This is a genomic window from Streptomyces sp. CB02009 (assembly GCF_001905825.1).
In the GTDB taxonomy this organism is placed as follows: Bacteria; Actinomycetota; Actinomycetes; order Streptomycetales; family Streptomycetaceae; genus Streptomyces.
Map to the genome: position 1 here is coordinate 87,670 of NZ_LIVV01000013.1, position 24,239 is coordinate 111,908.

At 73.6% G+C, this 24,239-nt stretch carries 20 protein-coding genes; 8 read left to right on the forward strand and 12 right to left on the reverse strand.

The features are described 5' to 3' along the window. Positions 1–40: 40 nt before the first annotated feature. Positions 41–355, forward strand: a complete 315-nt coding sequence (locus AMK27_RS37605) for a hypothetical protein (RefSeq protein ID WP_073918501.1) — start codon at positions 41–43, stop codon at positions 353–355. Positions 356–587: 232 nt separating this feature from the next. Here the strand turns inward: AMK27_RS37605 and AMK27_RS37610 are convergent, their stop codons facing one another. Both AMK27_RS37610 and AMK27_RS37615 read right to left on the reverse strand, forming a co-directional pair. Continuing rightward, positions 588–2,024, reverse strand: coding sequence for a sensor histidine kinase (locus AMK27_RS37610; protein WP_073918504.1), 1,437 nt, complete (start codon positions 2,022–2,024; stop codon positions 588–590). Next, the gene (locus AMK27_RS37615) at positions 2,021–2,740 is read right to left on the reverse strand and encodes a response regulator (protein WP_198956012.1); all 720 of its coding nucleotides are present in this window, start codon (positions 2,738–2,740) and stop codon (positions 2,021–2,023) included. Before AMK27_RS37615 ends, AMK27_RS37610 begins: the two co-directional genes overlap by 4 nt. 73 nt (positions 2,741–2,813) lie before the next feature. Here AMK27_RS37615 and AMK27_RS37620 point away from each other — a divergent pair, with 73 nt between their 5' ends. The 3 genes from AMK27_RS37620 (at position 2,814) to AMK27_RS37630 (ending at position 5,792) form a co-directional block, all read left to right on the forward strand. Next, positions 2,814–3,965 (forward strand): UDP-N-acetylglucosamine--N-acetylmuramyl-(pentapeptide) pyrophosphoryl-undecaprenol N-acetylglucosamine transferase, encoded by a 1,152-nt coding sequence (locus tag AMK27_RS37620; RefSeq protein WP_073918507.1) that lies wholly within the window; start codon positions 2,814–2,816, stop codon positions 3,963–3,965. Then, positions 3,962–4,969, forward strand: coding sequence for a GDP-mannose 4,6-dehydratase (locus AMK27_RS37625; protein WP_073918536.1), 1,008 nt, complete (start codon positions 3,962–3,964; stop codon positions 4,967–4,969). Before AMK27_RS37620 ends, AMK27_RS37625 begins: the two co-directional genes overlap by 4 nt. A 319-nt stretch (positions 4,970–5,288) precedes the next feature. Then, the gene (locus AMK27_RS37630) at positions 5,289–5,792 is read left to right on the forward strand and encodes a TspO/MBR family protein (RefSeq protein ID WP_241847730.1); all 504 of its coding nucleotides are present in this window, start codon (positions 5,289–5,291) and stop codon (positions 5,790–5,792) included. A 163-nt stretch (positions 5,793–5,955) separates the two neighbouring features. Here the strand turns inward: AMK27_RS37630 and AMK27_RS37635 are convergent, their stop codons facing one another. Then, the gene (locus AMK27_RS37635) at positions 5,956–7,041 is read right to left on the reverse strand and encodes a helix-turn-helix domain-containing protein (RefSeq protein ID WP_073918542.1); all 1,086 of its coding nucleotides are present in this window, start codon (positions 7,039–7,041) and stop codon (positions 5,956–5,958) included. Between the two features lie 99 nt (positions 7,042–7,140). Here AMK27_RS37635 and AMK27_RS37640 point away from each other — a divergent pair, with 99 nt between their 5' ends. Beyond that, positions 7,141–8,334 carry an MFS transporter gene (locus tag AMK27_RS37640; RefSeq protein ID WP_073918544.1) on the forward strand — a complete coding sequence of 398 codons (1,194 nt, stop codon included), beginning with the start codon at positions 7,141–7,143 and terminating at the stop codon, positions 8,332–8,334. A gap of 1,346 nt (positions 8,335–9,680) precedes the next feature. On the opposite strand, the gene AMK27_RS37645 is transcribed toward AMK27_RS37640, so the two are convergent. The 8 genes from AMK27_RS37645 to AMK27_RS42825 form a co-directional block, all read right to left on the reverse strand. Next, on the reverse strand, positions 9,681–10,259 hold the full coding sequence (locus AMK27_RS37645; protein WP_073918547.1) for a hypothetical protein: 579 nt from the start codon (positions 10,257–10,259) through the stop codon (positions 9,681–9,683). A gap of 150 nt (positions 10,260–10,409) precedes the next feature. Next, complete coding sequence (locus AMK27_RS37650) at positions 10,410–11,672, reverse strand: hypothetical protein (RefSeq protein WP_143204925.1); 1,263 nt, start codon at positions 11,670–11,672, stop codon at positions 10,410–10,412. Positions 11,673–12,018: 346 nt separating this feature from the next. Continuing rightward, on the reverse strand, positions 12,019–12,639 hold the full coding sequence (locus AMK27_RS37655) for a hypothetical protein (protein WP_079188762.1): 621 nt from the start codon (positions 12,637–12,639) through the stop codon (positions 12,019–12,021). Between the two features lie 167 nt (positions 12,640–12,806). After that, positions 12,807–13,127, reverse strand: a complete 321-nt coding sequence (locus AMK27_RS37660; protein ID WP_073918552.1) for a hypothetical protein — start codon at positions 13,125–13,127, stop codon at positions 12,807–12,809. Between the two features lie 39 nt (positions 13,128–13,166). After that, positions 13,167–16,484 carry a CHAT domain-containing protein gene (locus AMK27_RS37665; protein ID WP_143204926.1) on the reverse strand — a complete coding sequence of 1,106 codons (3,318 nt, stop codon included), beginning with the start codon at positions 16,482–16,484 and terminating at the stop codon, positions 13,167–13,169. 69 nt (positions 16,485–16,553) lie between these two features. Beyond that, positions 16,554–16,832, reverse strand: coding sequence for a hypothetical protein (locus AMK27_RS37670; protein ID WP_073918557.1), 279 nt, complete (start codon positions 16,830–16,832; stop codon positions 16,554–16,556). Between the two features lie 40 nt (positions 16,833–16,872). Continuing rightward, positions 16,873–18,252, reverse strand: coding sequence for a hypothetical protein (locus AMK27_RS37675; RefSeq protein WP_143204927.1), 1,380 nt, complete (start codon positions 18,250–18,252; stop codon positions 16,873–16,875). Beyond that, positions 18,249–19,400, reverse strand: a complete 1,152-nt coding sequence (locus AMK27_RS42825) for a hypothetical protein (protein WP_158076957.1) — start codon at positions 19,398–19,400, stop codon at positions 18,249–18,251. The genes AMK27_RS37675 and AMK27_RS42825 overlap by 4 nt, the downstream gene beginning before the upstream one ends. 148 nt (positions 19,401–19,548) lie before the next feature. On the opposite strand from AMK27_RS42825, the gene AMK27_RS37685 reads away from it, so the two are divergent. From AMK27_RS37685 to AMK27_RS37695, 3 genes are all read left to right on the forward strand, one after another. Then, positions 19,549–20,868: a macro domain-containing protein gene (locus tag AMK27_RS37685; protein WP_073918666.1), complete on the forward strand. Its 1,320-nt coding sequence runs from the start codon at positions 19,549–19,551 to the stop codon at positions 20,866–20,868. A gap of 161 nt (positions 20,869–21,029) precedes the next feature. Beyond that, the gene (locus tag AMK27_RS37690; protein ID WP_073918564.1) at positions 21,030–21,371 is read left to right on the forward strand and encodes a CATRA system-associated protein; all 342 of its coding nucleotides are present in this window, start codon (positions 21,030–21,032) and stop codon (positions 21,369–21,371) included. Continuing rightward, positions 21,368–23,335 (forward strand): CATRA conflict system CASPASE/TPR repeat-associated protein, encoded by a 1,968-nt coding sequence (locus tag AMK27_RS37695; protein ID WP_241847731.1) that lies wholly within the window; start codon positions 21,368–21,370, stop codon positions 23,333–23,335. Before AMK27_RS37690 ends, AMK27_RS37695 begins: the two co-directional genes overlap by 4 nt. Before the next feature lie 475 nt (positions 23,336–23,810). Here AMK27_RS37695 and AMK27_RS37700 read toward each other — a convergent pair whose 3' ends face one another. Further along, positions 23,811–24,095 (reverse strand): cupin domain-containing protein, encoded by a 285-nt coding sequence (locus AMK27_RS37700; protein WP_073918570.1) that lies wholly within the window; start codon positions 24,093–24,095, stop codon positions 23,811–23,813. Between the last annotated feature and the right edge of the window lie 144 nt (positions 24,096–24,239).

Here is a 24,239-nt window from a genome sequence, read left to right on the forward strand (position 1 = left end):
GGCCGCGCTGATGCCGACGTGAAATGCCTACGCTCGTCGTATGACCGAGAGTGAGATCCAGCTCAAGGCGATCGCGGCGCTCACCGCCCTGCGCGGGGGAGTCGCCCAGGACTACGTCTCCGACCTCCTCGGAGAGGTCATTCCGACGCGGTTCCTGGTTCCCGACACCGACGACGCGGTGGAGGTGGGGGCGGCGGTGCTGACACAGCTCACCGGGCCGGTCAGCGCTCTGGTCCGCGGGTTCATCCTCGCCTTCGAGACGGTCGCCGACGCGTACGACCAGACGGAGACCGGAGAACCCACCGAACAGATCCTGCAGGCCCTTGCCCTGGAGATCGCGAGCGACACCGAGTGAGCGGCCTCCGGGCCACGGGCGGCCTCACGCGTCGCCCACGCCTCCGGGTGGGCCCCGGGCTCCGGCGTTGACGAACCAGTGGATGGAACACCCTCCCCGTGCAGACGTCTGCGGCCTTCCGCGATACCCGTCCCGCCTGGTGACCCCGGTCCCAACCCGTTCGGCCCGTCCCCGGTACGGCCTCCTGCCGGGCGGGGCTTTCGGGAGGGGGCCGGCTACTTCTCCATGCCCATCACTGCCCGCCACCACGCGGCGGTTCCTGCGGACCGAACGTCAGCGTGAACAGCGCCCCGCCGCCGGGTGCCGCCCCCGCCGTCAGCTCCGCCCCGTGCGCGCGGGCGATCTGCCGGGCCATGGCCAGACCGAGGCCCGAGCCGGGCAGGGCGCGCGCCGCTTCGGCGCGGTAGAAGCGGTCGAAGACGTACGGGAGGTCGGCGGCCGGGATTCCCGGACCGTGGTCGCGGACCGTCAGCTCCAGCCCGCCCGCGCTGCCCCCGCTTCCGTACGTGCTCAGCGTCACCTCGACCGGGGTGCCCGGCGGGCTGAACTTGGCCGCGTTGTCCAGCAGGTTCGTCAGCAGCCGGGCCAGTCGCGCCGGAACTCCCGGCCGGACCGCCTGCGCCGCCCCCGCCCCCGCATCCAGCAGGAACGGGGTCTGCGGCCAGTGCGTACGCGCCGTGGCCACCGTGTGCTCCGCCACCTCGACGATCCGCACGTCCTCCAGGAGGGGCAGCGGCTCCTCGTCCCTGGCCAGCTCGATCAGGTCGTTGACCAGCCCGGTCACCTCCCGGATGCCACGTCCCAGCGCCGCCGACGCCCGCTCGCGCTGGGCGGGCGTCAGCCGGTCGCCGCGGGCCAGCAGCTCCGCGTTGGTCCGCAGCGCGGTCAGCGGGGTCCGCAGCTCGTGCGAGGCGTCCGCGACCAGCCGGCGCTGGGAACTCACCGACTGCTCCAGCTCCCCGAGCATCGTGTTGAAGCTGGCGGCCAGCCTGGTCACCTCGTCCTGCCGGCCCGGCGGGCCCGCCGGCAGCTCGATGCGGTGGCGCGGGTCCCGGGTCGCCGCGATCCGCTCGGCGGTCGAGGTCAGCCGGGCCACCGGGGCCAGGCCCGCGCGCGACACGGCATACCCGAGCAGTCCGGCCAGCAGAACCCCCACCCCGCCGACCCCCGCAAGCAGCACGGCCGCCTGCCGCACACCCTTCTCCACCGGGTCCGCCCGCAGTGCCACCTGGAGGGCCAGCCCGTCCCCGAACGGCGTGGTCAGCATGCGCAGCGGCTGCCCGAACCGGCTGACGTTGCTGTAGTACGGGGCCCGCTTCCCCGCCGCCACCTCCCGTACGGGCGGGGAGACGGGCAACGGATACGGCTCGCCCGGGTCCACCGCCGGGTCGGCAGGGACGATCTGGGCGCAGGCGGGCGCAGAGAGGTAGCGGCACTCGCCCGCCACGACCTGAGGACCCTCCCCCCGGTTCTCCTGGATCACCCGGGTCGCGGACTGGGTGAGGGACAGGTCGAGCTGGTGCAGCAGTTCGTAGCGGATGACGAAGAACGCCGCCGCGCACACCCCGACCGCGACCAGCGCCACAGCGGCCGAGGCAGCCAGCGCGAGGCGCGTACGGAGCGGCCGCCTGCGCCGCCAGCGGGCGCCCAGCCTCCGTACCCCGCTCACACCACGTCCAGCCGGTAGCCGAGCCCGTGCACGGTGTGGACGAGGCGCGGCTCACCGCCCGCCTCCAGTTTCCGCCGCAGATAACCCACGTACACCGCGAGCGAGTTGGAATCGGGCCCGAAGTCCCGGCCCCAGACCCGCTCCAGGATCACCTCGCGCGGCAGCACCTGGCCCGGATGCCGAAGGAGGAGCTCCAGCAGGGAGGCCTCGGTGCGGGAGAACTCCACCGGACGGCTGCCCCGCCGCCCGGTGCGCGTCACCGGATCCAGCGTCAGATCCGCGAACGCCAGGTCCCCGCCCGGGGCGGGCGGCGCGGCCCGCCGCAGCAACGCCCGCACCCGCGCCACCAGCTCGTCAAGGGCGAACGGCTTCACCAGATAGTCGTCGGCGCCGGCCTCCAGCCCGTCCACCCGCTCGCTCACCGACGACAGAGCGGTCAGCACCAGCACCGGCGTCCGGTCCTCCACCGCCCGCAGCCGCCGGCAGACCGCGAGGCCGTCCAGCACCGGCATCATCACGTCAAGGACCAGCGCGTCCGGCTGCCAGGCGGCCACCTCCGACAGCGCCGCCAGGCCGTCGCCGACACCCCGGACCTCGTACCCCTCGACGCTCAGCCCGTCCTCGACGGCGGCCCGGACGTCCGGTTCGTCCTCGGCCACCAGGATCCTGCTGGTACTCCGCGGACCGCTCGCGCCGCCCACGCCCGTCCCACTCATGTCGCTCATACCGTGAAGCCTGCCAAACCGGACTCTTAGAACCCTCTTAAGCCGTGTCCCGAGAGTGGCGGCCATGCGCACACCACTCTCCGTCGTGATCGGTGCGGGCGGCACCGGCGGCCACATCTACCCCGGTCTCGCCCTGGCCGAGGCCCTGCGCCGCGCCGACCCCGACGCGGTCATCTCCTTCATCGGCACCGAGCGCGGTCTGGAGACGACCCTGATCCCCGCGGCCGGATACCGGCTGCACACCGTCGACATGATCCCCTTCGACCCCGCGCTCGGCGCGAAACGCTTCCTCCTCCCGGCCGCGCTCCTGCGCTCCGGGGCCCAGGCCCGCTCGGTCCTGCGCACCCAGAAGGCACAGGTCGTCGTCGGGATGGGCGGCTACCCGAGCGCCCCGGCCATCGTCGGGGCGAAGATGGCCGGGCTGCCCAGCGTGATCCACGAGTCCAACGCGGTCCCGGGCCGGGCCAACCAGTTCGCCGCCCGGCTCACCGAACACCTCACCGTCGCCTTCGACGGCAGCCGCGCCCATCTGTCGGGCGGCGAGCGGGCACGGACCGTCGGCATGCCGATCGCCGCGTCCCTGGCCGCCCTGGACCGACCGGCCCTGCGCGAGGAGGCCCGGCGGGCCTTCGGGATACCCGGGGGAGCGCGGGTCGTCCTCTTCAACGGCGGCAGCCTCGGCGCGGCCCGCCTCACCGCCGCCGCCGTGGACCTCGCCGCCCGCTGGCAGCACCGCGGCGACGTCCATCTCCTGATCAAGACGGGCCCGGCCGCGCTCGCGGACACCCGGCGCGGACTCATCGACGCGGGGGCGGGGCCCGTCGCCCAGGCGGTGCCCTACCTGGACCGGATGGATCTCGCCTACGCGGTCGCCGACCTCGTGGTCTGCCGTGCGGGCTCGGCCACGATCGCCGAACTCGCCACGACCGGGGTACCCGCCGTCCTCGTGCCGTACCCGCACGCCCCCGGCGACCACCAGACACACAACGCCCGGGTCCTCTCCGACGCAGGCGCCGCCCATCTCCTCCCCGACGCCGAGACCACCGCCGACCGGCTCGCCGCACTGATCGACCCGCTGCTCGCCCACCCCTCGCGGCTCGCCGTGATGGGGCGTGCCGCAGACCCGGGAAGCCACGCCCGCGCCGCCGACCTGCTCGCGGAGACCGTCATCCGACTCACCGGACAACCCACCACCACAAGGGAGCTCACCTCATGAACAGCACGACCATCGACTGGACCGGCCGCACCGTCCTGGTGACCGGAGCGGAGGGATTCATCGGCTCCACCCTCGTCGACCTGCTCGTCGACCGCGGGGCTCGAGTCAAGGCCTTCGTCCACTACAAGCCCTACGCAGACAAGGGCCACCTCGCCCGCTACCTCGACGACCCGCACGGCCCGGTCGAGTTCATCGCCGGGGACGTCGGCGACGCGGGCCGGGTCATGGACGCGGTCGAGGGCTGCGACACCGTCTTCCACCTCGCCGCGCTCATCGGCATCCCCTACAGCTACGACGCGCCGGGCGCGTACGTCCGTACGAACGTCGTCGGAACCGAGAACATCGCCGAGGCGTGCCGCCGCCACTCCGTACGGCGCCTCCTGCACACCTCCACCAGCGAGGTGTACGGGACCGCGCTCACGGCCCCGATCAGCGAGGACCATCCCCTCCAGCCGCAGTCGCCCTACTCCGCGTCGAAGATCGGCGCGGACATGATGGCCCTGTCCCACTGGCACGCCTACGAGCTGCCCGTGACCGTCGTACGGCCCTTCAACACCTACGGCCCCCGCCAGTCGGCCCGCGCCGTCATCCCCACGATCCTCGCCCAACTGCACGCCGGAGCCCGCGAGATCCGCCTCGGCTCGCTGACCCCGACCCGCGACTTCACCTACGTCACCGACACCGCGGCCGGGTTCCTGGCGCTGGCGGGCTGCGACCGGGCACTGGGGGAGAGCGTCAACCTCGGCACCGGCCGGGAGATCTCGATCGGAGACCTCGCGAAGGCCCTCGTCACCGCCTCCGGCCGGGACGCCGAGGTCGTCGTGGACCCGGCGCGGCTGCGACCCTCCGGCAGCGAGGTCCACCGGCTGCTCTCGGACAACACGCGGGCCCGCACCTGGGCGGGCTGGGAGCCTGCAGTCGACCTGGAGGAAGGCCTGGAGCGGACCTCGGCATGGGTGGCGGACCATCTGCACCTCTTCGCCCCGGGGCGCTACCAGGTCTGATCGGCGCCAAGAGACGCCCGGCTCACCACCGCGCCCCTGTCCTCGTCGGGGAGCGGAGTTCACGCTCCTCCTCCGGGAGCGTCCGCAGGGCGTCCCGCTCCGTCCGAAAAGCAGCGAGCCGGACGGCAGTAGGCGGCAGCGGAACACAGGGAGCACCGAGATGCAGGTCCGTCCGTGGCGCCGCGGCCCCATGCGACCGAGCACGCCGCTTCCACACGCTTCCGTGCGCGTGGAAGCGACCGGGGCGGGTGCATCCGAGCGGGGCCGGAGGACGGAAACCCAGGTGTCGGAACGGCGCGATCGTTGAAAGGGAGCCCTGGTGTCCGAAGTGGTCGATCGAGTGACCGCACATGGCGGAAGAGCGTGGGCCGCCCTGATCGGCTTCTTGCTTGCGGTGTACGCCGTCGCGGCGGTGGGCGCCCTCGCCTCCGCAGATGCCGCGTCGGTCTACACGTCACTGGACCTGCCGGCCTGGGCTCCTCCCGCTTGGCTGTTCGGCCCTGTCTGGACCGTCCTCTACGCCACGATCGGTGTTGCCGCATGGTATGTCTGGCGGCGACAGGCCGCGCCGAACAGGAAGCCGGCGATGGCGTGGTGGGTGGTGCAACTGGCCCTCAACCTCGGCTGGACCCCTCTGTTCTTCGGGCTGGGTGCCTACGGCGCCGCGCTCATCGAGATCCTTCTCCTGGTGGTCGCGACGGGCGTCACGATCCTGCTGTTCAGCCGCGTGTCCAAAGCCGCAGCGCTCCTGCTCGTGCCCTACCTGGGCTGGGTGTGCTTCGCCACGGCCCTCAACGCGGCGATCTGGGCGGCGAACGGCTGACGGGCTCGAACTGCCCGAGGTGAAGGCGTCCGTCGTGGCATCCGCGCCAGCTGGGCCGGCCCGCACGAGCGTCGTAGCCATAGGGCCGGCGGTCGCGAGGTGGCTGGGGCGTGCCGATGGCTGGGCCGCCTGCCGTTGTTCAGTTGTTCAGTTGTTCAGCTGTTCAGCGCATGAGGGCGGCGAGGAGGTCGGATCCGAGGGTCGTGACGTGTGTGTGATCGAGGGTGTAGTGGACGTAGCGTCCCTGCCTCCGGGCGGTGAGGAGACCTGCGCGGCGCAGGACGGCCAGGTGGCGGGAGACCTCCGGGGGAGTGAGCTTCCAGGCGTGGGCGAGTTCGCTGTTGGTGTGCGGGCCGCGGGCGAGGGTGCGGAGAAGCCGGAGCCGTACGGGGTGTGCCAGTGCTTCGAGTCGAAGGGCGACGGTTTCCTGCGCCATGGGCTGTGACGGGTTGTGCGGGGTCGCGGGGTACTGCACGACCGGGGGCCGTCCGGGTGCGTGGATGACCACCAGGTGTGGACGGCCGTAGGTGCTGGGGATGAAGGTGACGCCCTGGTCGTGGGCGGTGGTGGTGTTGTCCTGGAGTTGATCCACGATGATGCTGTTGCCGTCGGGTGCCAGGGTGACCGCGCTGGAGACGGAGCCGAGAGTTGCTTCGATCCCGTGTCGTGTCAGCAGGTCGTTCTTCTGCCGTAGGTCGGCGGCGAGTTCCGTGGCGATGGCGGTCCAGGCGGTGTCGAAGAACGCCGAGGCGCAGTGTTCGAGGGTGCGGCGTATCTGTGCTCGTACGGCGGTCGGGTCGGTGAGGAGCCGTTCCGCGAAGGCTTCCTGGAGTGCCCCGCGGGCTTGGGCGAGGTCCAGGGCGCCCGCTCGTGCGGCTCGGTCGGCGAGTGGTGACGGTGCTGGAAAGTGGAGGCGGTTGTTGCCGCATGTGGTGGTGAGTGCGGTGGCGACGTACGTCTCGTCGTCGATCCGGTCCAGGTCGTCGAGCTCTGCCGTGAGGGTGCGTCGGGGGCGGGCGGGGACGAGGAAGTCGGCTCGTGAGGAGCGCCAGAGGAACTGGGCTTCTCTCAGCTGCCGGGCCAGCTCGGGCGGCATCGTGGCCCAGACGCCGTCGGCCCAGTCGGCCAGCTGGGGGTGGTGAGCGGGCTCGGCCAAGACGTGCAGCATCGCAGTCAGCTCGGCCAGGGGGGAGGCAGCGAACCGCAGCCGTCCGGGAGGCAGTCCGGTGATGTCGATGCGCAGCGTCATCCCTCCATCATCGAGGGCCGGGCAGCCGTTGACGCCGTTGGTTGACGATGTACGTCAACCAGCGTGCCGTGTCGGCGGCCCGGCTTCAGCTTGGGCGCTATGCCATCCACCACCCGGACCCAGATCCGTCCCCGCGCCCTCCTGCACGCCTCCGGAGGCCCCCGCTATGCCGTCGCCCTCACCGTGGACGCGATCGGCACGGGCTTGCTGCGACCGTTCCTGCTGCTGTACGGCGTCATGGTCCTCAGGCTGCCGGCGCCGGAGGCCGGCATCGCGATGACAGTCGGAATCGTCGTGGGTCTCCTGTGCATGCCCGCGGTGGGGCGGTGGCTGGACCGGGGCGCGCGCAGCACGGTCGTGGCGGCGTCGATGCTCGTGCGGGTGCTGGGAGTGGTGCTGCTGCTGGCCACTCCGGAGGGCAGTGCGGAGCTGTTCACCATGGCCGCGCTCTTCCTCGGCGTCGGCAACCAGACGTGGCCGGCCGCCCATGCCGCTCTCGTCGCGACCGTCGCCCACGGGCGTGAACGCGACGCCGCCCTCGCAGCGGCCCGCGCCCTGCGCAACGCCGGCCTGGGCGCTGGTGCCCTCCTGGCCACCGTATGCCTGGCGGGCGGTACTACCGCGTTGCGGTCTCTGGCGGTCGTCACCGCGCTGGCCTACCTGGTTGCGGCGGCGCTGACCTGGTCCGTTCGCGTGCACGCCCGCCCAGCCTCTCCCGCTGCGGTCGTGGCCGGGGGCGCCGAGTCCGCACCCCGGATGGGTGCGCTGCTCGCCGCCAACGTGATCTATGCCTTCTGCCTCAACGTTCCGGAGATCGCGCTGCCTCTGGTTCTGGTGACGCAGATGCACGCTTCCCCCATGTGGCCCGCGGTCATCTTCGTGGCCAACACGGTGCTGGTGGTCACCTTGCAGGTCCCCGTCACCGTCCTGCTGTCCCGCTTCCCCCGGCGGTCTGTGCTGGTGGTCGCCGGTGCGGTGCTGACCGCTTCCTACCTCGGGTTCCTCGCGGCCGTGTCCATCGGGCACGGCTGGGCTGCCCCGGCCGTCGCGGTGGTGTCGGTGCTGTGCACCTTCGGAGAGATCATCTATGCGGGCAGTGCCACCGCGCTCGTCACCGCTCTCGCCCCGGCGCATGCCCTCGGTCGAGTCCTCGCCCGCTTCCAGCTCTCCACAGGGTTCGGGCTGGCCGTCTCTCCGGCGGCCCTCACCGCTCTCGCACCCCACGGCCCCGTTGCCCTCTGGGGCGGCCTTGCCGCCGGGACGCTCCTGGCTGCCTGCGCTGTCGCTGCCTGAGCATGCTCGACCGCGAGTCACCACACACCGCAGTTTGCGGGTGCGTGGTGTCGGGTCAGTGCCGGGGCGGCGGGTGCGGATGGCTCGTGGCCCTCCTCGGCCGCGCTGTCTGGAATGGGGCCTGGACGCTTCCCGGTGACGTCGCTGTGCCGCTGCTACCTGGGCCAGGCCTTCTCGGCAGTTCGGCGTGCTGTCGCAGCTCGCGCTGCCGGCCACGGGAAGCGAGCACCTCCACCAAGGCGTCGATCACTTTCCACTGGGCAACCACGCGCTGCGGACCACTCCGTGCAGACGCCGTCGGGCCCCGGGTGCTCTCCGTGAGATTCCTTCGGCACCGGTGTCACGTATCGAGCAGCTCCCCGTACTGAGCAATGCCGGTACCCACCGGTGAACGATGCGCTTCACTGGACGCTCAGGGGAGGAATCGCGATGGAAGTCTCGCTTCTGGCCGCAGGGCTGTGCGCTGTCTCATACCTTGCACGATGCTTCACGGTCTGGTGCCGAGCTCGGCGCGAGCAGGAGGCAGCCATGTCTCAGCACCGTGCGGGAACGACAATGGCCGTGGAGCTCCCGGACGGCAGCCGAGTGCGGATGCGGTCCGCGTCCGGTGACGAGGTCCTGATCGAGGTGGGCCGGCAGCGGTCCCGGGGGCGTCGAGTGCCGCATGGCGGATGAGACGGCACCGCTTCGTCGCACCGGGCAAGGGGCTTCGCCAGGGTGGCCGACTGAGGCTCTGGCGGCCCTCCTGGTGGGGCTGGAAGAGCTTGGAACCCACGTCTCCACAGAGAACGCCGGCATCCTTGCCGACACCAAGAGCGACTTGCGTGCTGTTCTTGGGTCCAAGGAACGAACGCGACTCCCGCGCATTCTGTCGACCATCGCGGCGGCCGCGGCAGCGGAAGGGGCCAATGGGGCGCCGGTCCTTGACCTGGTGAGAACCGCTCTCCACGAGCTGTACGGGCGCGTAGGCGCTATCGCAGGGCTCGCCGGCACGACTGGCGAGCCCTTGGTCCGCACATGCGAGAGCCTGCCCGGCATCGGCCACTGCAACCAGCAGGCGTTGCCCCCAGCCGCCGTCGCGCTACAACAGCGCAGTAGTCCTCGAGCGGCCACTTCGCCCCGTCCGCGGACTCGCCGAGCAGCGGCGCGTCAGAAGCGGCATGAAGCAGGCCCAGGGCCGGGGGCGTGGGGTTTCCACACCAAGGGGGGCGGAGGGCAGTTGTCGTCGATTCGCGCGAGCCGTCCACGACCGCTGCATTGAGCGCCGAGATGGATGGCGGGTCGGGGGCGTGCCTGCTCATACCACCGGTTCTTGGCTCGTGGCCTTTGGCCCGTGATGGCTCGGCTCAGGAGTAAGTCATGGGGCAGTCGTGCCGTATGGAGTACTGTGCGGCGCGCAGATAGAGAGCCACGTAGAAGGCCGCGTCCCGGTCCTCGGCCCATGGCCCTGTCCTCACCCGGGCGGTCCGATCAACCCCGCCCTCCAGGAACCACAGGCTCAGTGTGAGGTTCTCGCCCTCCGGTATCGCGTCCACGGGCAGTTCGACGGCTTCGGCGAGCCGCTCGATCAGGGCGAGCACCTGCGGGGCTCCGGCGACCACCGTCTCTTCGCCGGAGTACGCGGTGCCGACGGGGAGCACGAGCTCTTCCTCCAACGCGAACGGCACCAGCACATTCCAGTCGAGGAGGGCCGACAGCTCCGCATCTGTCAGCCGAGTCCTGCACAGCGTCACGAAGCTGTCCATGGACGGGCTGACCTTCTCCTCGAACCAGCCCGGCGCCTTCCCCGCGACCTGCCGCGGCTCGTACGGGGGCAGCCCGCGCCGCTCCAGCTCGGTGCTCAGCGCGGCGGCGACGTCCCCGTACCCGTCCTCCCCGAGCTGTGACCAGTCCTGCGCAGCGACACTCACCAGATAGACACCCATGAGCGCAACGTACCGGCCGCCACCGACAACGTCCCTGCCTCTCGGAGGAGCGCGGCGGCCGTGCCCACCAGTTCAGCGCGCCTGAGGCACGTATCAGGGCAGAGGCGGAGGCGCCGACCGCGTGACCGCCCGGCACCCACCACCCCCTTCTCAGGCTTCGCCACGCCGGGCCCAGGTCCCCCTTCCACCCGCCGTCATCAGCGTGTTGACGATGTGCGACCGGTTGCGGCCGCCCCGAAGCAGCCGCTCGGCCGCCAGGCCGAACGCCAGCGCAGGCCCCACAAGACCGAGGGTCTCGCCAGTGCCGAGCGCCAGCCCCGCGCCGGCGAGCCCGAGGCCCGTCTCGGCCGCGGCCCAGGCCAGCCGCCCGGGCCGCTCGCCGGAGGCCGGCAGCTTTCGCCGGACCGACCGGAGCAGCGCGGGGAGGGCATCGTCGGCCGCCGCCGCGTCCCCGGCGCGCAGCGCCGCCTGGAAGCCGTCGCGCCGACGGGTCACGACCTCGTCCTGATGGATCTTCGCGATGTCCTGCCAGCCCAGTTCGGCGACCGCCGCCAGGCTGGCCGGGGCCATCCCGTGTTCCGCAGGGGCCGTGGCTCCGGGGCCGGCAGGCTCGAAGAGCGCGTCCGTCGGACGCCCGAGATAGAGCCCGATGTCGGCCGCTTCCGGGAGCGACCGCGGGGACGCCCCGTCAGTGCCCAGCGTCCGCTGCACCGCCGCGTTCCAGGCCTGCGTCGCGGTGTTCCACATCGCCGTCCTGTGCGGCGGGTCCGTCGCGTCGAGCTGGGCGAAGAGCGCGGCCCTGCGGTGCCTGTGCGACGGCTCCACGTGCTCGTCGAGATAGGCGAGGGTACGTTCCACCGGGTCGTAGTCGTGGCCGGGGAGCCCCGGCAGCTCCGCCACCTCCTCCAACACGTCGTGGTACGAGCAGGGGCGCGTCACGGCGCTCGTGCCCAGCGGCACTCCCGCCTCGCGGGAGAAGTGGTGCAGGGTCCAGGCCACTGCCTCCAGCCTGCGCCGGATCACCCCTCCCTCCTCGTACCGTGCGCCCAGCGCGGTGCCCCGCGCGAACAGCGGCCCGGGGTTCGCCTCGCCGCGCTCCAGAACGGCTTCGGACAGCCTGACCAAGGGCTCCGCCGAGTCGAACGAAGACGAGAGCCAGCCAGGCTCCAGGGCGCGGTGCAGGCCGGTGGTGACCAGGGCGAAGGGGTCGCTGCCGGCCGGAGCGGCGGTGGTGCAGCGCAGGAACGACGGGCAGCCGCGCACGAAGGCCCGGAAGTCCTCCGTCTCGAACAGCGTCTGTACCGCATGGCTGTCGATGACCTGTACGTCGCTCAGTACCACCGTGTGCCCCAACAGGGCCTGGATCTTCAGCATCACGGCCAATGACGTGTCCTGCGGATCCCACCCGGACACGCGCAGATGCTCACCATCAAGCCAGTGGGCATAGATCTCCATGGTTCCCCTTCCCCCGCCGAGCGAGGGGTTCCCCCTCGGCAGCAAACCCTACGGTGAGGAAGCCAACTGCGCTAAGTGCCTGGTCGGTTGGGGGTCGGTCGCACGCTCCGCACTGCCCCAGACGGAGACCGCGATGGCACAGCCACAGCGCGGCGGAGATCTCGTGGCGGTCCGGTCGGACTGCCCGGTGTACGTGGCCGACGGGCCCGCCCCCAGATATCTTGCCGCGCGTATGGACAATGAGGTGCGGAAGCAGTGGCAGCCGCCGCGGTGCGCGGTCGGGCGTCGAGCCCCGCTCGCCCCGTCAGGGGGCGGGCGGGCAGGACGAGGCCGCAGCCAGCTGCGTGACTCGGCTCAGGTCCACCGCGAGGGGGCCCTCCGGGGTCTTCAGCTCCAGGACGTCGCCGCGCACCGCGCCCGGCGTGCCGCACACCGACTGCGTGTCGGTACGGATCCGCAGCACCGGGTCCTCGCGGGCCGGCCCGTACCAGGTGGTCGCCACGGCGGCGGCCAGCAGCACGGTGTGCAGCAGGACGAGGAGCCGTCCCGCGCGCAGGTCCCGCAGGGCGTCGAGGGCCTCCTCGTGGTCGAGGGCCACCGGGTCGACGGGCCCGTTCGCGGGCAGCACTCGCGGCACCCCGTGGGCGGCCCGGAGCAGCAGCCAGGCACCGGCGCCGCCCGCAGTCAGCGACGCGGCCAGCAGGAGCCCCGCGGCGATGCCGGCCGGGCGGGCCAGTTGTCCGACGTCGGACCGCCCGGTGATCAGGGTGAAGCCGGTGAGGGCGAGCAGCAGACCGGCGAGGCCGTTCCGCCAGGCGGTGGCGGCCACCCGGACCCTGCGCAACTCGCCGTTCGGGCCCAGCTGTTCGGTGAGGAACTCGGCCCGCCGGAGATCCGCCGCCGTGGCCGCGGGCCCCGGCCGCAAGCGAGCCCCCGGTACCGGCAGCGTGCCGCTCCCCGGTACCGGCGGCGGTCCGCTCCCCGGGACCGGGACCGGGACCGGTCCCGGCACCGATCCGCTCCCCGCGGCCTGTCCGGCTCCAGCGCCAGCGCCAGCGCCAGCGCCGGTGCCGGCGCCGCCGGGCGGCGAGTTCATCGGCGTACCTCCTCGATCGTGAGGTTCCAATAGGCCCCGCATCCCGTGCGGTTGGCCGGGCGCTGCGGATGCGGCTCCTCGCAGTCGCACACCACCGTCACCAGGCCGGGCCCGGTGGTCTCCCGGCCGCGTACGGTCTCCGCGACGGCGGGCGGCGAGATCCACGCCCCGCACCGGGGGCAGGGCCCGGTGAGGCGTACGACCCCGCCGGGTCCCCGGTCCACGGCGAACGTGCGGGCCGCGGTGTCCGCGTAACCGGCCTCCGTGACACGGCGGAACGGCAGGGGCGGCCCTGCCTGTGGATCCTGCGACGGCATGGTGCTCCTCTCGTCGGCGCCACCGGCCGCGGTGGCGGCTCAGGGGCCGATGTGGACGAAGTGCGCCCAGGGGCGCGGGTCGACGGGCAGGATGTCCCGCCAGCGCAGGACCGCCTCGTGCAGGGCCTCGTGCACCGGCCGGCCGGCCGCCAGCCCCGCGTACACGGCGTGGACGATCTGCCCGGAGACGGCGTCGTCCGCCTGGTACACGGCCGCCACCACGTCGTGCCAGCCTGCCGTGCGCAGCCCGGTCGCGAGGGTCAGGGACTCGTCGGCGACGCGCCCGCCCCCGCGGAACGTGTCGCAGGCGGACAGGAACGCCAGCCGCGCGGGGGTCCGCCTGGCCCGGCTGAGGTCCGCGAGGGAGACCTCCTCCCCGTGCAGGACCAGGCCCGCCGCCGAGGGGTCGTCCACCGTCTGGGCACCGTGGCAGGCGAAGTGCGCCCAGGAACAGGCGTCCAGGCCCCGCAGGACGGAATCGCGGTCGGCCCGGACGCCCGACAGACGGAGGGCCTCCGGGAAGAGTTCCTCCAGCAGGTCCGCCTCCGCCTTGGCGCCCGGCAGGTCGCGCGGGTGGGGGAGGTCGCCGACGTCGACGACGAGCAGTCCGCGCCCGGACGGCGGCAGCACCGACCGGACCCCCGGAACCCCGCCGTCGTCCCTGACCGAGTCCAGGGACGGGCTGTACGAGGACACCGCACGGTCCATCACCGTCCGCGGCGCGGCGTGGTGCCGGGTGGTGTGGAGCCCCGCGGCGTGCAGCGGCAGGAACGTCAGGGGCCCGGTGGGGCTCCAGATGATCCGCGGCGCGTCCCGGCCGTCGGGTGCCCGGTCCGGTACGCCGAAGGCGTCGAGGACGGGCCCCGCGACCGTCTCGTACAGCCAGGCGAGCGTGTCGGCCGCCACGTCGGCGGGCAGCTCGCCGCCGGCGGGGGAGCCGTCCCGCTCGGGGGCCGCGGGGTCGCCGTCCTCGGGGGAGCCCACCGCGTCGAGGAACCGCTGCGTGTGTCCGGAGACCTCGTCAAGCGTCGTCGCGAGGGGCAGCGCGGTGACCGCGCCGCCGCGGACCAGCAGGGCGTGGCAGCCGTAGTCGCTGACGTTGAGCACGGCCAGGTCCGGCCCGTGCTCCGGGACACCCGCGAACGGCGGGACCCGCAGGAACTGCTCCTGCCCCGGCAGCGCGCGCACTTGGGCCACCAGGTCGTCCCACCGGCGGGCGAGCGCCATGTGGCGGTCCACCTCCGGGCCGCGCATCCGCGTGTCCGGTCCGTCGCCGTCCCGGGGCGCGGGCAGGAACCTGCCGGTGCCGCCACCGCGCCGCATGGCCTCCCGCGTCTCCTCCAGGTCGCGGACCAGCTCCGAATGCTCCTCCCGCAGGGCCGTCAGGTCGGCCCGGAAGTGGAGGACCTGCCGCCACAGCACGCTACGGCCCCGTTCGAGGAGGGTGAGGGCCTCCCGCGGCCGGTCCGCGCGGATCGCGCAGGCGGCCGCGGCAGAGGCCAGTCCGTCCAGCCTCCCGAGGACGTTCTCCCGGCTGGACCAACCCGTCCCGTGCCACGCGAGCTGAGGCAGGAGGGCGACCGCCCCGGTCAACGCGTCGGTCGCCTCGGACCAGTCACCCAGGGAGGCCGCACCCGCCGCCACCCGCCGGGCGTCCTGGACCCGGGACTCCGGGGTCAGCAGGGGGCTCGCCGCGGTGATCTTCCAGAGCTCCATCGCCTGCCGCAGGTCGGCGGGGTCACCGTCCCGTTCGGTCTTGTCCCAGAGGAGTTCTGCGTACAGGCGCAGGGCAGCCAGCCGGTCGTACTCCCCGGCCCGTTCGTTCAGGGCGGCGGCCGCGCTCAGGGCCAGGGCATCCGTCAGGTCCTGCGGGTCGCCGGTCAGTCGGTACCGCTTGCCGAGTGCGTCGCAGAGGCCCACTGCGCGCGCCACGGCGTCGAAGGCGTCGGAGCCGGTCAGCGACACGAGCCGGCGGTGCACGGAGACCGCCGCGTCGAGTTCGGCCCGCTGGGCGCGTGCCGAGTCGGGGGCGCCGGGGGCGTGCCGGGCGGCCGCCCGTGTCCGGAAGCGGGCCAGCTGTGTCAGGCACTGCACTTCGTCGGTGTTGTAGATGTGGGGGAGCGAGAGCATCCGCTGCGCCGTCGCGGTCGCCGCTTCGAGGTCCGCCGGGTCGTCGAAGGCGTCGTAGCGGGCGAAGTGGGCGTCCGCCAGGAGCTTCAGGAGGTCGGGCAGTTCCGGGTCGCCTTCCGCCGGCACGGCGGCGGCACGCAGCAGCACGTCCACGGCCTCCGTGAAGTCCGCCGCCTCGTGGAGGAGGTCGCCGCGCCGGACGAGGGCCGCCCCGAGCACGCCCGCGGAGTAGACGTCGGTGTGCGCCGAGAGGTGGCCGCCCGACCAGTCGCCCGGGATGACGGCCTGCCGTGCGAGTGCGACGGCCTCGTGCAACGGCTCGTGGCCCCCGGTGTAGTCGTGGACCATCAACAGGGCGAGCACCAGGTTCGAGCGGCGCTGTGGCAGCCGGCTGTCCGCCGACCCGGTGGCCGTGAGGACCTTCCGGAACTGGTCCACGGCGGCGACGAGAAGGTCTGGATCGCCCTGGGCGTGGTACGCGGCCTGGAGGATCCCGCCCAGGTTGGTGAGGGCGATGGCCAGGGCCGGGTGGGATACCGGCAGCTCGCCGAGCGCACGGGTCAGGGCGTCGAACGCGTCCGTCAGATCGCTCTCGGCACCGTTCTGGTGGTGCCGGTACCGCAGAGTCTCACCGAGGTTGACCCGGAGCACCGCCCGGGCCGGCCCCGGATCGACCGGGAGGTCGCTCGCTTCGGGGAAGGTCTCGACGGCCCTGCGCGCGTGTTCGACCGCCCCTTCCAGGAGGCCGCCCTCGCCGGTGTGCCGGAAGAGGGCGAGCTCCGCGAGCCCACGGAGGCTGCACGCCTGCGCGTCGAACAGCTGCTGGTGGCCCGCGTCCAGGACGGCCGGCGGCCGCGGTTCGTCCAGGACCTGGAGCACCTGCCTCAGGGCCGCGGTGTCTCCGCGCGCGTTGCCCAGCATGTACCACGCCTGTGCGCGGACGTTCAGGATGTACGGCGCCAGCCGGAGCTCACCGGGCGGGGCCTCCGGGATCAGGGCGGCCATCTCGCACGCGACCTCCAGGTCGTGCGGGGACCGGCCGGCCCACTCGAAGCGGAGGACCAGCAGTTCGGCCCCCATGGCGAGCCTCAGCCGGCGCCGCTCGTGCCCGACCGGGGTGTGGTCCACCAGCGTCGCGGCGAGCTCGGTCGCCCGGTCCAGCACGGCGACGTCATCGAGGGCCTCGGCGCGTTGCCTGATCTGCCAGACCAGCATCTCCTGGGACATGGCCTCGTCCTCATCCCAGCGGCTCTCGCCCACGGGCGTCCTCCGTCCCTTCGCTCCGGAGGACCCCGCTCATCGCAGACCGCCGTGGCAGAGCATCTCGACGACCTTGAAGGTGCCGTAGAAGCGCATCATCCGGGCGCGGGCCTGGAGGTCGAAGTGGGTGGTCCCGTGGGTGATGAGGGCCTCCTCCAGACGGGCCCGCTCGTCGGCCGGGCTGGCCTCCGCGTACCGGGCGACCATCGCGTGGGCCGTCTCGTCGTCGGCGCGCAGCCAGCTCTCGACCAACGCCGCGTAGGTGGCGTGCTGGACGAACTGCATTCCCTTGTCGAACAGGTTTCCCCAGTCCATGATCTTCTCCTCATCGTGCGGACTGTGCGGACTGTGCGGACTACGCGGACTGCGCGGGCAGATGTGCGGTCGCCTCCGCGGCGAGTGCGGCCTGGATCTCGGGCAGGGCCTCCCGGAGCAGGGCCATCGGGCCCGGTTCCGCGACGAGGACCCGGGCCGCCTCGCCGAGGAGGACCGGCACCGCGTCGGTATTGAGCAGGACGGCCCAGGTCGTGTACGTGCCGCCGTCGCGGTGCAGGGCTACCAGCCACCGCGGGCCCGGGGTGCCCGCTGCCCGACCCCGTGCGCGCTCGTGCTCGCGGGCGCGGTCCCGGTCCACCCAGCGGGCCGCCGCCACGGTCGCGGACCGTACGGCCTGGGGGGCGGCGCCGAGTTCGGCGAGCATCAGGGCGTGGACGAACCACAGGTTCCGTACGTCCGGATCACGGTCCCCGAGGGTGCGGTCGCCCCGCGCGAGCAGGGCCTGGCTCCGCCGTACGGCTTCGACCCGGTCCCCGCGCAGCCACAGGGAGTGGACCCGCCGGGCCGTGGCGAGGAAGTCGCTGAGCGGGTCGCGGCGGGCCGTCAGGGAGGCCGCGACCACCAGGGCCGCGCCCGCCGCCGTGAGGAAGCCGCCGGGACCGAGGGAGACGTCGAGCGGCGCGCCCTCCCAGGTGGCGGGGTCGGGATCGGAGACCAGGGCCGTCACGGTCCACAGGAGGGCGGCGAGGCCGGCGGCCGCCCCGCTGATCCGCTGGCGGACGCCGCACCAGCCGAGGTACCAGGCGAGCACCGCCGGGAAGGCGAGGAGCAGCAGCAGGAGGGAGACGCGGGCGTCACCGCCCGCCCAGCCCAGGGTCGTACCCAGGCCGACCACGCCGACGGTGGGATGGGCGCCGGCGGGGACGAGGTCGGCATCCGGGCCGGCGGTCCACGGCAGCAGGCAGCCCGCGGCGCCGAGCAGGACACCGGCCAGGGCGAGAGTCGCGACGGCCTTGGTCCCGGGGCGCTTGCAGGTCCGCCGCTGGCGCCGCTTCGGGTCCGTCGATGGCGGCGGGGCGTCCGTGGTCCCGGTGGCTCCCGCCCCTTCGCCGGCCCGAGGGCCCTGCCCTGGCACGGCCCCCGGGTACGGGCGGGGCGCCTGCTGCCGGCCGGGGACGGGTCCCGGCGCCGCCTGGAGCGGGACGGGCGGTACGGGTGGTGCGGTCGCCGGGGTGGCGGAGCCGGTCGTCGGGGCCGTGGTGCTCGTGGTCCCGGCGGAGCCGGTGTGCGGCCCTGAGCTGTGATCGCCCGCAGGGGCCGTGGCGCCCGCAGGGGTCATGGCGCCCGCAGGGGCCGCGGCGCCCGCAGAGGTCGTGTCGTCCGCAGGAGAGGTCGCTCCGGAGGAGGGTGTCGAGGAGTCCGACGGGTCGACGGGCCCGGAGAGGCGGGAGTCGCTCATGCCGCCCACCGCCCCAGCGGCTCGATCAGGGTGAGGATGCTGAGGAGCACCACGGCGGGCACCGCGAACACGGCCGCCGTGCAGGCCAGGGCCGAGGCCGGCGCCCGCCCGGCCGACCGCAGGTGCCGGGCGAGCCGGAACAGCTGCCAGGGCACGAGCGCCATCAGCAGTGCCACCACCGCCACGTCGCGCACCGGGGCGCCGCCGACCACGTACAGCGGGGGCAGCGGGAAGTGCTGGACCAGCGAGTACGAGCCGTAGCCCGTGGTCGTTCCCAGGGCCACGCCGATCAGCGCGGCCAGCGCCGCCGCCGACGGCAGCAGGACCGTCAGGGCCGGCCGGACCGGCGCCCCGGCACCGGAGCCGAACAGACGCCGCCGGCCGTTCCGCCGACGGCTCCAGGTCACCCCGGCCAGCACCACGGCGGCCACCGCGCAGCCGCCCGCCAGCGATCCGCCGAAGGCGGCCGCCCCGATCCGCTGGCTCGGTCGCGAGGCGATCAGCAGCTCGGTGCCCGGCCGCTGCCCCGTGCCGATCCGCAGGGCGTACCGGCCGGCCTCGATCCGCTTGCCGTTCTCCACGATCCGGCCCTGCCGCAGCCGCCCCGCCCCGTCCCGGACGGCGTACGCGACGCCGTTCGCGACGTCGTACCGGTAGATGAGGCGGGGCGGCTTCGCGCCCTTCCTCTCCGGTACCAGTGCGATGCGCGGCCCGACGAGCTCCGGCAGGGCGGACCCGGCCGGTCCGTCCGCGTACAGGCCGTACTCCCCGGTCCTCGGCACGGTCAGCACCTGGCCCGGGACCGCCGGGACACGGTCGGCGCTGCGCAGCTCGTCCTCCCAGGCCCCCATGAAGCGGGTTTCCGCGCCGATGAGGACGACCCCCGCCAGGCACCACAGGGCCATCGCGAGGGCGTATCCGGCGCGGGTCGGGCCCAGGGAGACGGAGGTGCCGCCCAGCAGGCGTTCCTGGAGCCGGGCCGCGAGCCGGCGCAGTACGCCGCCCGCGGAGGGACGCCCGTCCCCCGATGGGCGTAGATCTGTGGAATCCCCGGTACGGAGCGCCCAACTTGGTAGTCTTTCAACCAAGTTGAGTGACGGGAGGCCGATGCTGCCGGTCCCGGCAGCGCCCCTGTCGTGTGCAGTCATGCGTTCGTTCCCACCCTTCACGTCGGCGCAGCCCTGTTCGTGCGCCGATCCCCCGGTCGGCAAGGAGACCCCAGGCAGTGCTTCCGGTGAAATCCCCGTCGTGCTTCCGATCCGCTTCCGGTCCGCTTCCGATCCCGGGGAGGGCGTCATGAGTGCCGGGGTGGACGTGGAAGTGCTGGGCCGGACCCGGCTGCGGGTGGACGGTGCTGAGGTGGCCGTGCCGCCGACCGCGCTGGCGGTGCTCGCCCGACTGCTCCTCGCCGACGGCGAGGCCGTGACCGTCGACGAGCTCTACCGGGACGTGTGGGAGGCCGGGCCCGGGCCGGTCGGCCGTGCCGACCGGGTCAGCGTGCAGAAGCGGATCGTGCAGTTACGCCAGGCCCTGTCCCGGGACACCGGCGGCGGGGCCCATCGGGCGGTCGTCAGCACGGAACCCGGCCCGGTGTCGGCGTACCGGCTGGATCTGCCGAGGGAGCGGGTGGACGCCCACCACTTCCGCGACCTGGTGGCGCTGGCCCAGCGGGCGGACGCGGTGACCGAGGCCTCCCTGCTGGAGAGCGCGCTCGCCCTGTGGCGGGGGAGGCCCCTCATGGCCGTGGAGCGGCTGCCGTTCGCCCGGCAGGGCATCGCGGACCTGTGCCGGGTCCGGCTGGAGGCACGCCGCGCACTCCTCCGCGTCAACCTCGAACTCGGCCGGGTGCCGGAGGCGTTGCGCACGGCCGAGGACCTGGCGGCCGATCTGCCGGGGGACGGGGAGGTCGCCGCCACGGTCGCCGAACTCCGCTCCCGCGTCCGCTCCCGACACCGCGGCCTGCTGCGGCGGGAGTTCGACGATCCCGCGGTCTCCGTCGTCATCGCCCGCGGTGACCTGCTGACCCAGCGGGACACTCATCTGGTGGTCGGATTCACCGACACCTTCGACACCGCCACCGACCTCGACATCGTCATCAACCAGTCCAGTGTGCAAGGGCAGTTGGTCAGCCGTCTGTACGGCGGGGACCGGGCCAGGCTGGACCGCGACCTGCGTGTCGCGCTGCGGGGCGTGGAGCCGGTCGCCAAGGAGTCGCGCACCGACAAGCGGCGCGGCAAGCTCGTCCGCTACCCGCTCGGCACGGTCGCGGTCCTCCGACTCCCGGGCGTCCGGGTCTTCGGCGTCGCCTACAGCCGGATGGGCAACGATCTGGTGGCCCGCTCCTCGGTACCCGAACTCGCCCACGGCCTCGACCGGTTGTGGGAGGCGCTGCGGGACCACGGCCAGCTGATGCCGGTGGCCCTCCCACTGGTGGGCTCCGGACTGGCCCGTCTGGACGGCACCCGCCACGAGGACCTGCTGCGAATGATCGTCGAGTCCTTCGTGGCGGCCTCCCGCAGGGGCCGCTTCTGCCCCGCCCTGACCATCGTCCTTCCCCAGCCCGTGCTCGACCGCATCGGCATCCCGCAGATCGCCGCCGCACTGGCCGCCCCGTGAGCCCGACGGAAACCGGAGACACCGTGCCGAACCCGGACCAGCACCCCGAGCAGTTCCCGCAGCGGTACTCGAACCCGACGCCTGGCCACCGCCCATCCGCGGAACCAGGCCCGAACCCGGCGCCGGGCCGGGTCCCATACTCGCGCCAGGTCCCGAGCCCCGTGGCCGCCGTCCTGTCCGGCACCCTGGGCTGGCGGCTCTCCCCGGAGGGATGGGAGGCGGTCGGCCGGGCCCTCGACGAGCTGGCGGCAGCCGGCGGCAGTCCCGATACGCCTGCCGGCCAGCGGGCGTTCGCGGCCCTGCTGGCGGCCGGACCGGGCCGCGTCCTACGGGCCGGAGCCGGCGCCGCCGCCCCCGGGCTCCCCGCACCGCCCCGTATCCGCGAACGCGTCAACCACCTGGTCCACCAGCTCACCACCCCCGCCCCCGACTCCACCGGCACGTCCGGTGCCGAGGCCCGGCCGGCGGCGGGTGGCCGTCCCGAGGAGGGCAGGGACGGATGAGCCCTGCACGCGGGGCGGGGACCGAAGCCGGACCTGGAGCTGGAGCTGGAGCTGAAGCCGAAGTCGAAGCCGGATCTGGATCTGGAGCCGGATCCGAAGTCGGCTCCGGAGTATCCGAAGTCGGCTCCGGAGCTGTAGAGGAACCGCGGCTGATCGTCCACCTGTACGCGCCCTGCGAGGGCCCGGATGCCGCGGCGGCCTACGAGGGCCTGCGGGGTATCTGGTCGGCGGCCCGTTCGCTGTTCCGGATGGACCGGCCGATCCCGGGCGTGGGCCTGCCGCACGACCTGCCCGAGGAGCCGCCGGGTCCGGCGCCCCGGACGGCCGGCGGGCCGGCCGAGGAGCCCCTGGCCACCCAGGAGTGCCCCGACGAGGGTTTCCAGGCCGTCCTGCGCCGTCACCACGACGTGCTGGTCCTGTCGGCCGCCCTCGCCCCGGGGGCCATGCGCGCCCCGGGCGGATCAACCGTCGACCCGTCGAACCGGCCTGTCCCGCACGATCCGGTCGGCCTTCCCTGGGCGCCGGGACCGGACCGGCTCGACGCGCTCTGGGACGTAGTCAGCGGTGGCCGGACCGGTGCCCTGCTCGGTGGTGCCCGGCTCCACCTGTGCCGGGCCGCACCCGGCCAGGCCCCCGTGCCGCCAGGCACCGACGTGGTCGCTCTGGACCGGGGCGTGACCCTCTGGGAGCCCGGTCCCGGCGACGACGCACGGGCCGAACGCCGCCTGCACCTCGCCGCGGACACCGCGGACGACGACCTGCTGAGCGCCTGGACCTGGTCCCGCGGCGACCTCGCCTTGCCGCGGCTGGCGCGCTACCTGCTCCACGCCGCCAAACTCCGCTACGAACTGAGGGTGTTCGAACGCGACACCGGTGACGTGCGGCTGCCGGACGTCGACCCCGGGCCGCCGGACGACAGGCCCGGAGCCCTCGACCGCACGGCCGGGCTGCTCGCCCGGCGGCGCGCCGCGGCCGCCGTCCTCGCGATCTCCCTCAGGGAACTGCACCGCACCGGGACGATCGCCGCCGCGAACATGGCCGAGACCCTGCGCGACCGGGGGCCGATGGTCCTCGCCGGGGCTGGGCCGTTCGCCGACGACCGGCAGCTGGCCGACTGGTTCCTCGCCCGGGTCGACGACGAGGCCCACTACCTCGAACTGACCGCGTCCCAGGCGGAACAGGCCCTCGCCCTGCTGCCCCCGCCGCCCGCCCCGCCACCCGAGCCCTTTCCCACCCCGCCCGGGCTGCCCCGAGCGACGTCCGACCCGCACCCGAACAGATCCGAGCCACCCGACACCGTGTCCCACCCACACCCGAGTCGATCCCGACCCGAGGCGTCCCGCTCCGCGCCTGCCCCGGCCGGTGCGCCACCCGCAGGTCGGCAGGACCCCGCAGACGGGGATGTCGCCCGCACCGTGTTCGTGGTCCACGGCCGCGACGACCAGGCGCGCGACGCCGTGTTCACGTTTCTCCGCGCGCTGGACCTGAGGCCGCTGGAATGGGAGACCCTGGTCGCTGGGACCGGCAGCGCCGCGCCCTACCTCGGCGAGGTCATCGGCCACGCGGTCCGCCGCGCCCAGGCCACTCTGGTCCTGATGACCCCTGACGACGTGGTGAACCTGCACCCGGGCCTGGGCGGGGACGGCGGTGACGGAACCGGTACGGGTCTGCAGGCCCGCCCCAACGTGCTCCTCGAACTGGGCATGGCGCTGGCCGCGTATCCGGACCGCACCGTCATCGTGAAGGCCGGGGACCAGCGGGAGGTCACCGACTTGGGCGGTCGCAACTTCATCCGGCTGGACGCCGATCCGGCCTGCCGTCGGAAGATCGCGGACCGGCTGCGGTCGGCGGGCTGCCGGGTCGACGACACCGGCCAGGACTGGCTGGCTCCCGGCCTGTTCGCGGCGCTGGACGCCTACAGCCGCACCCTCCCGGTCCCGGACCCGCCGGCCTCGATGCGCTGAGGCCCGGCGCGCGGCCGCCGCGCGAGTGGCCGGTGCCGAGGCGCCGAATGGCGGCGGGCGGGCGATGACGAAGCGCGGGCAGCTCGCGTCGTCCGCACACGGCGACGCCCGGCACCGTTGGTGGCGCGGGGCGTCGTGGGACCGGCCTGCCGGGCCGGGGGAGCGGCCGTCAGCGGTGCCGCGCCAGCTTGCGAAGGAGGCGCTGTGCCTGACCGTGCCTGTGGGGGTCGGATGTGGCCCGGCGGACGAACGCCGCCCTCCGCCGGCGCCGGGCGCTCCTCCGGGGAGCGGTCACGCACGTCCAGATCCTGTGCACGATGTCCGCCTCCCTCCTCCCCGGAGCTGGGGCACGGCGCTTCCGCACGGGCCGCTCGTCGTGGCGCCGGTGCGTGAGTCGCTCGATACGGCGCCTCTATACGGGCGTGTCCCGACGCGGCGTCTCCGTGTGTGGGGGCAGCTCGATCCCGCTAAGGGGTTACTTGAGCTCGATCTCGAGGAAGGCGAGCGGCTCGGTGCCGGCGTTGACGACCTCGTGTTCGCTGCCGGCCGACCGCGCGTAGGACTCACCGGCCCTGAGCTCCGAGAGGGTGCTGCGCCCGTCGGGGGTGATCACACGCGTCCGCCCGTCGGTGACGGGGACGACGACGTAGTCGTAGGCGTGCACATGGTTGCCGGTCGACTGGCCGGGTTCGAAGTCCCAGCGGGTGACGCGGACCCGGCCGTCCTCGTGCTGTGTGGTCACGCGTGCCGTGGTGGTCATGGTCGCTCTTTTCGCGGTCGTCGCTTCGGGCGCCGCGGCCGGGCCGCACCGCCCCGACCAGCAGCTTAACCGCAGGGTCGGCCCGTGCGGACAGCGTCGGCACCCTCGTGGCGCAGAGCCGTCACCAGCGTGCCGAACTACCGA

Bases quoted from the DNA above. Each gene is read 5' to 3' on its own strand.
- AMK27_RS37605 (WP_073918501.1), top strand. From the start codon at position 41: ATGACCGAGAGTGAGATCCAGCTCAAGGCGATCGCGGCGCTCACCGCC.
- AMK27_RS37615 (WP_198956012.1), bottom strand. From the start codon at position 2,740: ATGAGTGGGACGGGCGTGGGCGGCGCGAGCGGTCCGCGGAGTACCAGC.
- AMK27_RS37620 (WP_073918507.1), top strand. From the start codon at position 2,814: ATGCGCACACCACTCTCCGTCGTGATCGGTGCGGGCGGCACCGGCGGC.
- AMK27_RS37625 (WP_073918536.1), top strand. From the start codon at position 3,962: ATGAACAGCACGACCATCGACTGGACCGGCCGCACCGTCCTGGTGACC.
- AMK27_RS37635 (WP_073918542.1), bottom strand. From the start codon at position 7,041: ATGACGCTGCGCATCGACATCACCGGACTGCCTCCCGGACGGCTGCGG.
- AMK27_RS37640 (WP_073918544.1), top strand. From the start codon at position 7,141: ATGCCATCCACCACCCGGACCCAGATCCGTCCCCGCGCCCTCCTGCAC.
- AMK27_RS37645 (WP_073918547.1), bottom strand. From the start codon at position 10,259: ATGGGTGTCTATCTGGTGAGTGTCGCTGCGCAGGACTGGTCACAGCTC.
- AMK27_RS37660 (WP_073918552.1), bottom strand. From the start codon at position 13,127: ATGCCGTCGCAGGATCCACAGGCAGGGCCGCCCCTGCCGTTCCGCCGT.
- AMK27_RS37665 (WP_143204926.1), bottom strand. From the start codon at position 16,484: ATGTCCCAGGAGATGCTGGTCTGGCAGATCAGGCAACGCGCCGAGGCC.
- AMK27_RS37670 (WP_073918557.1), bottom strand. From the start codon at position 16,832: ATGGACTGGGGAAACCTGTTCGACAAGGGAATGCAGTTCGTCCAGCAC.
- AMK27_RS37675 (WP_143204927.1), bottom strand. From the start codon at position 18,252: ATGAGCGACTCCCGCCTCTCCGGGCCCGTCGACCCGTCGGACTCCTCG.
- AMK27_RS42825 (WP_158076957.1), bottom strand. From the start codon at position 19,400: ATGACTGCACACGACAGGGGCGCTGCCGGGACCGGCAGCATCGGCCTC.
- AMK27_RS37685 (WP_073918666.1), top strand. From the start codon at position 19,549: ATGAGTGCCGGGGTGGACGTGGAAGTGCTGGGCCGGACCCGGCTGCGG.
- AMK27_RS37695 (WP_241847731.1), top strand. From the start codon at position 21,368: ATGAGCCCTGCACGCGGGGCGGGGACCGAAGCCGGACCTGGAGCTGGA.
- AMK27_RS37700 (WP_073918570.1), bottom strand. From the start codon at position 24,095: ATGACCACCACGGCACGCGTGACCACACAGCACGAGGACGGCCGGGTC.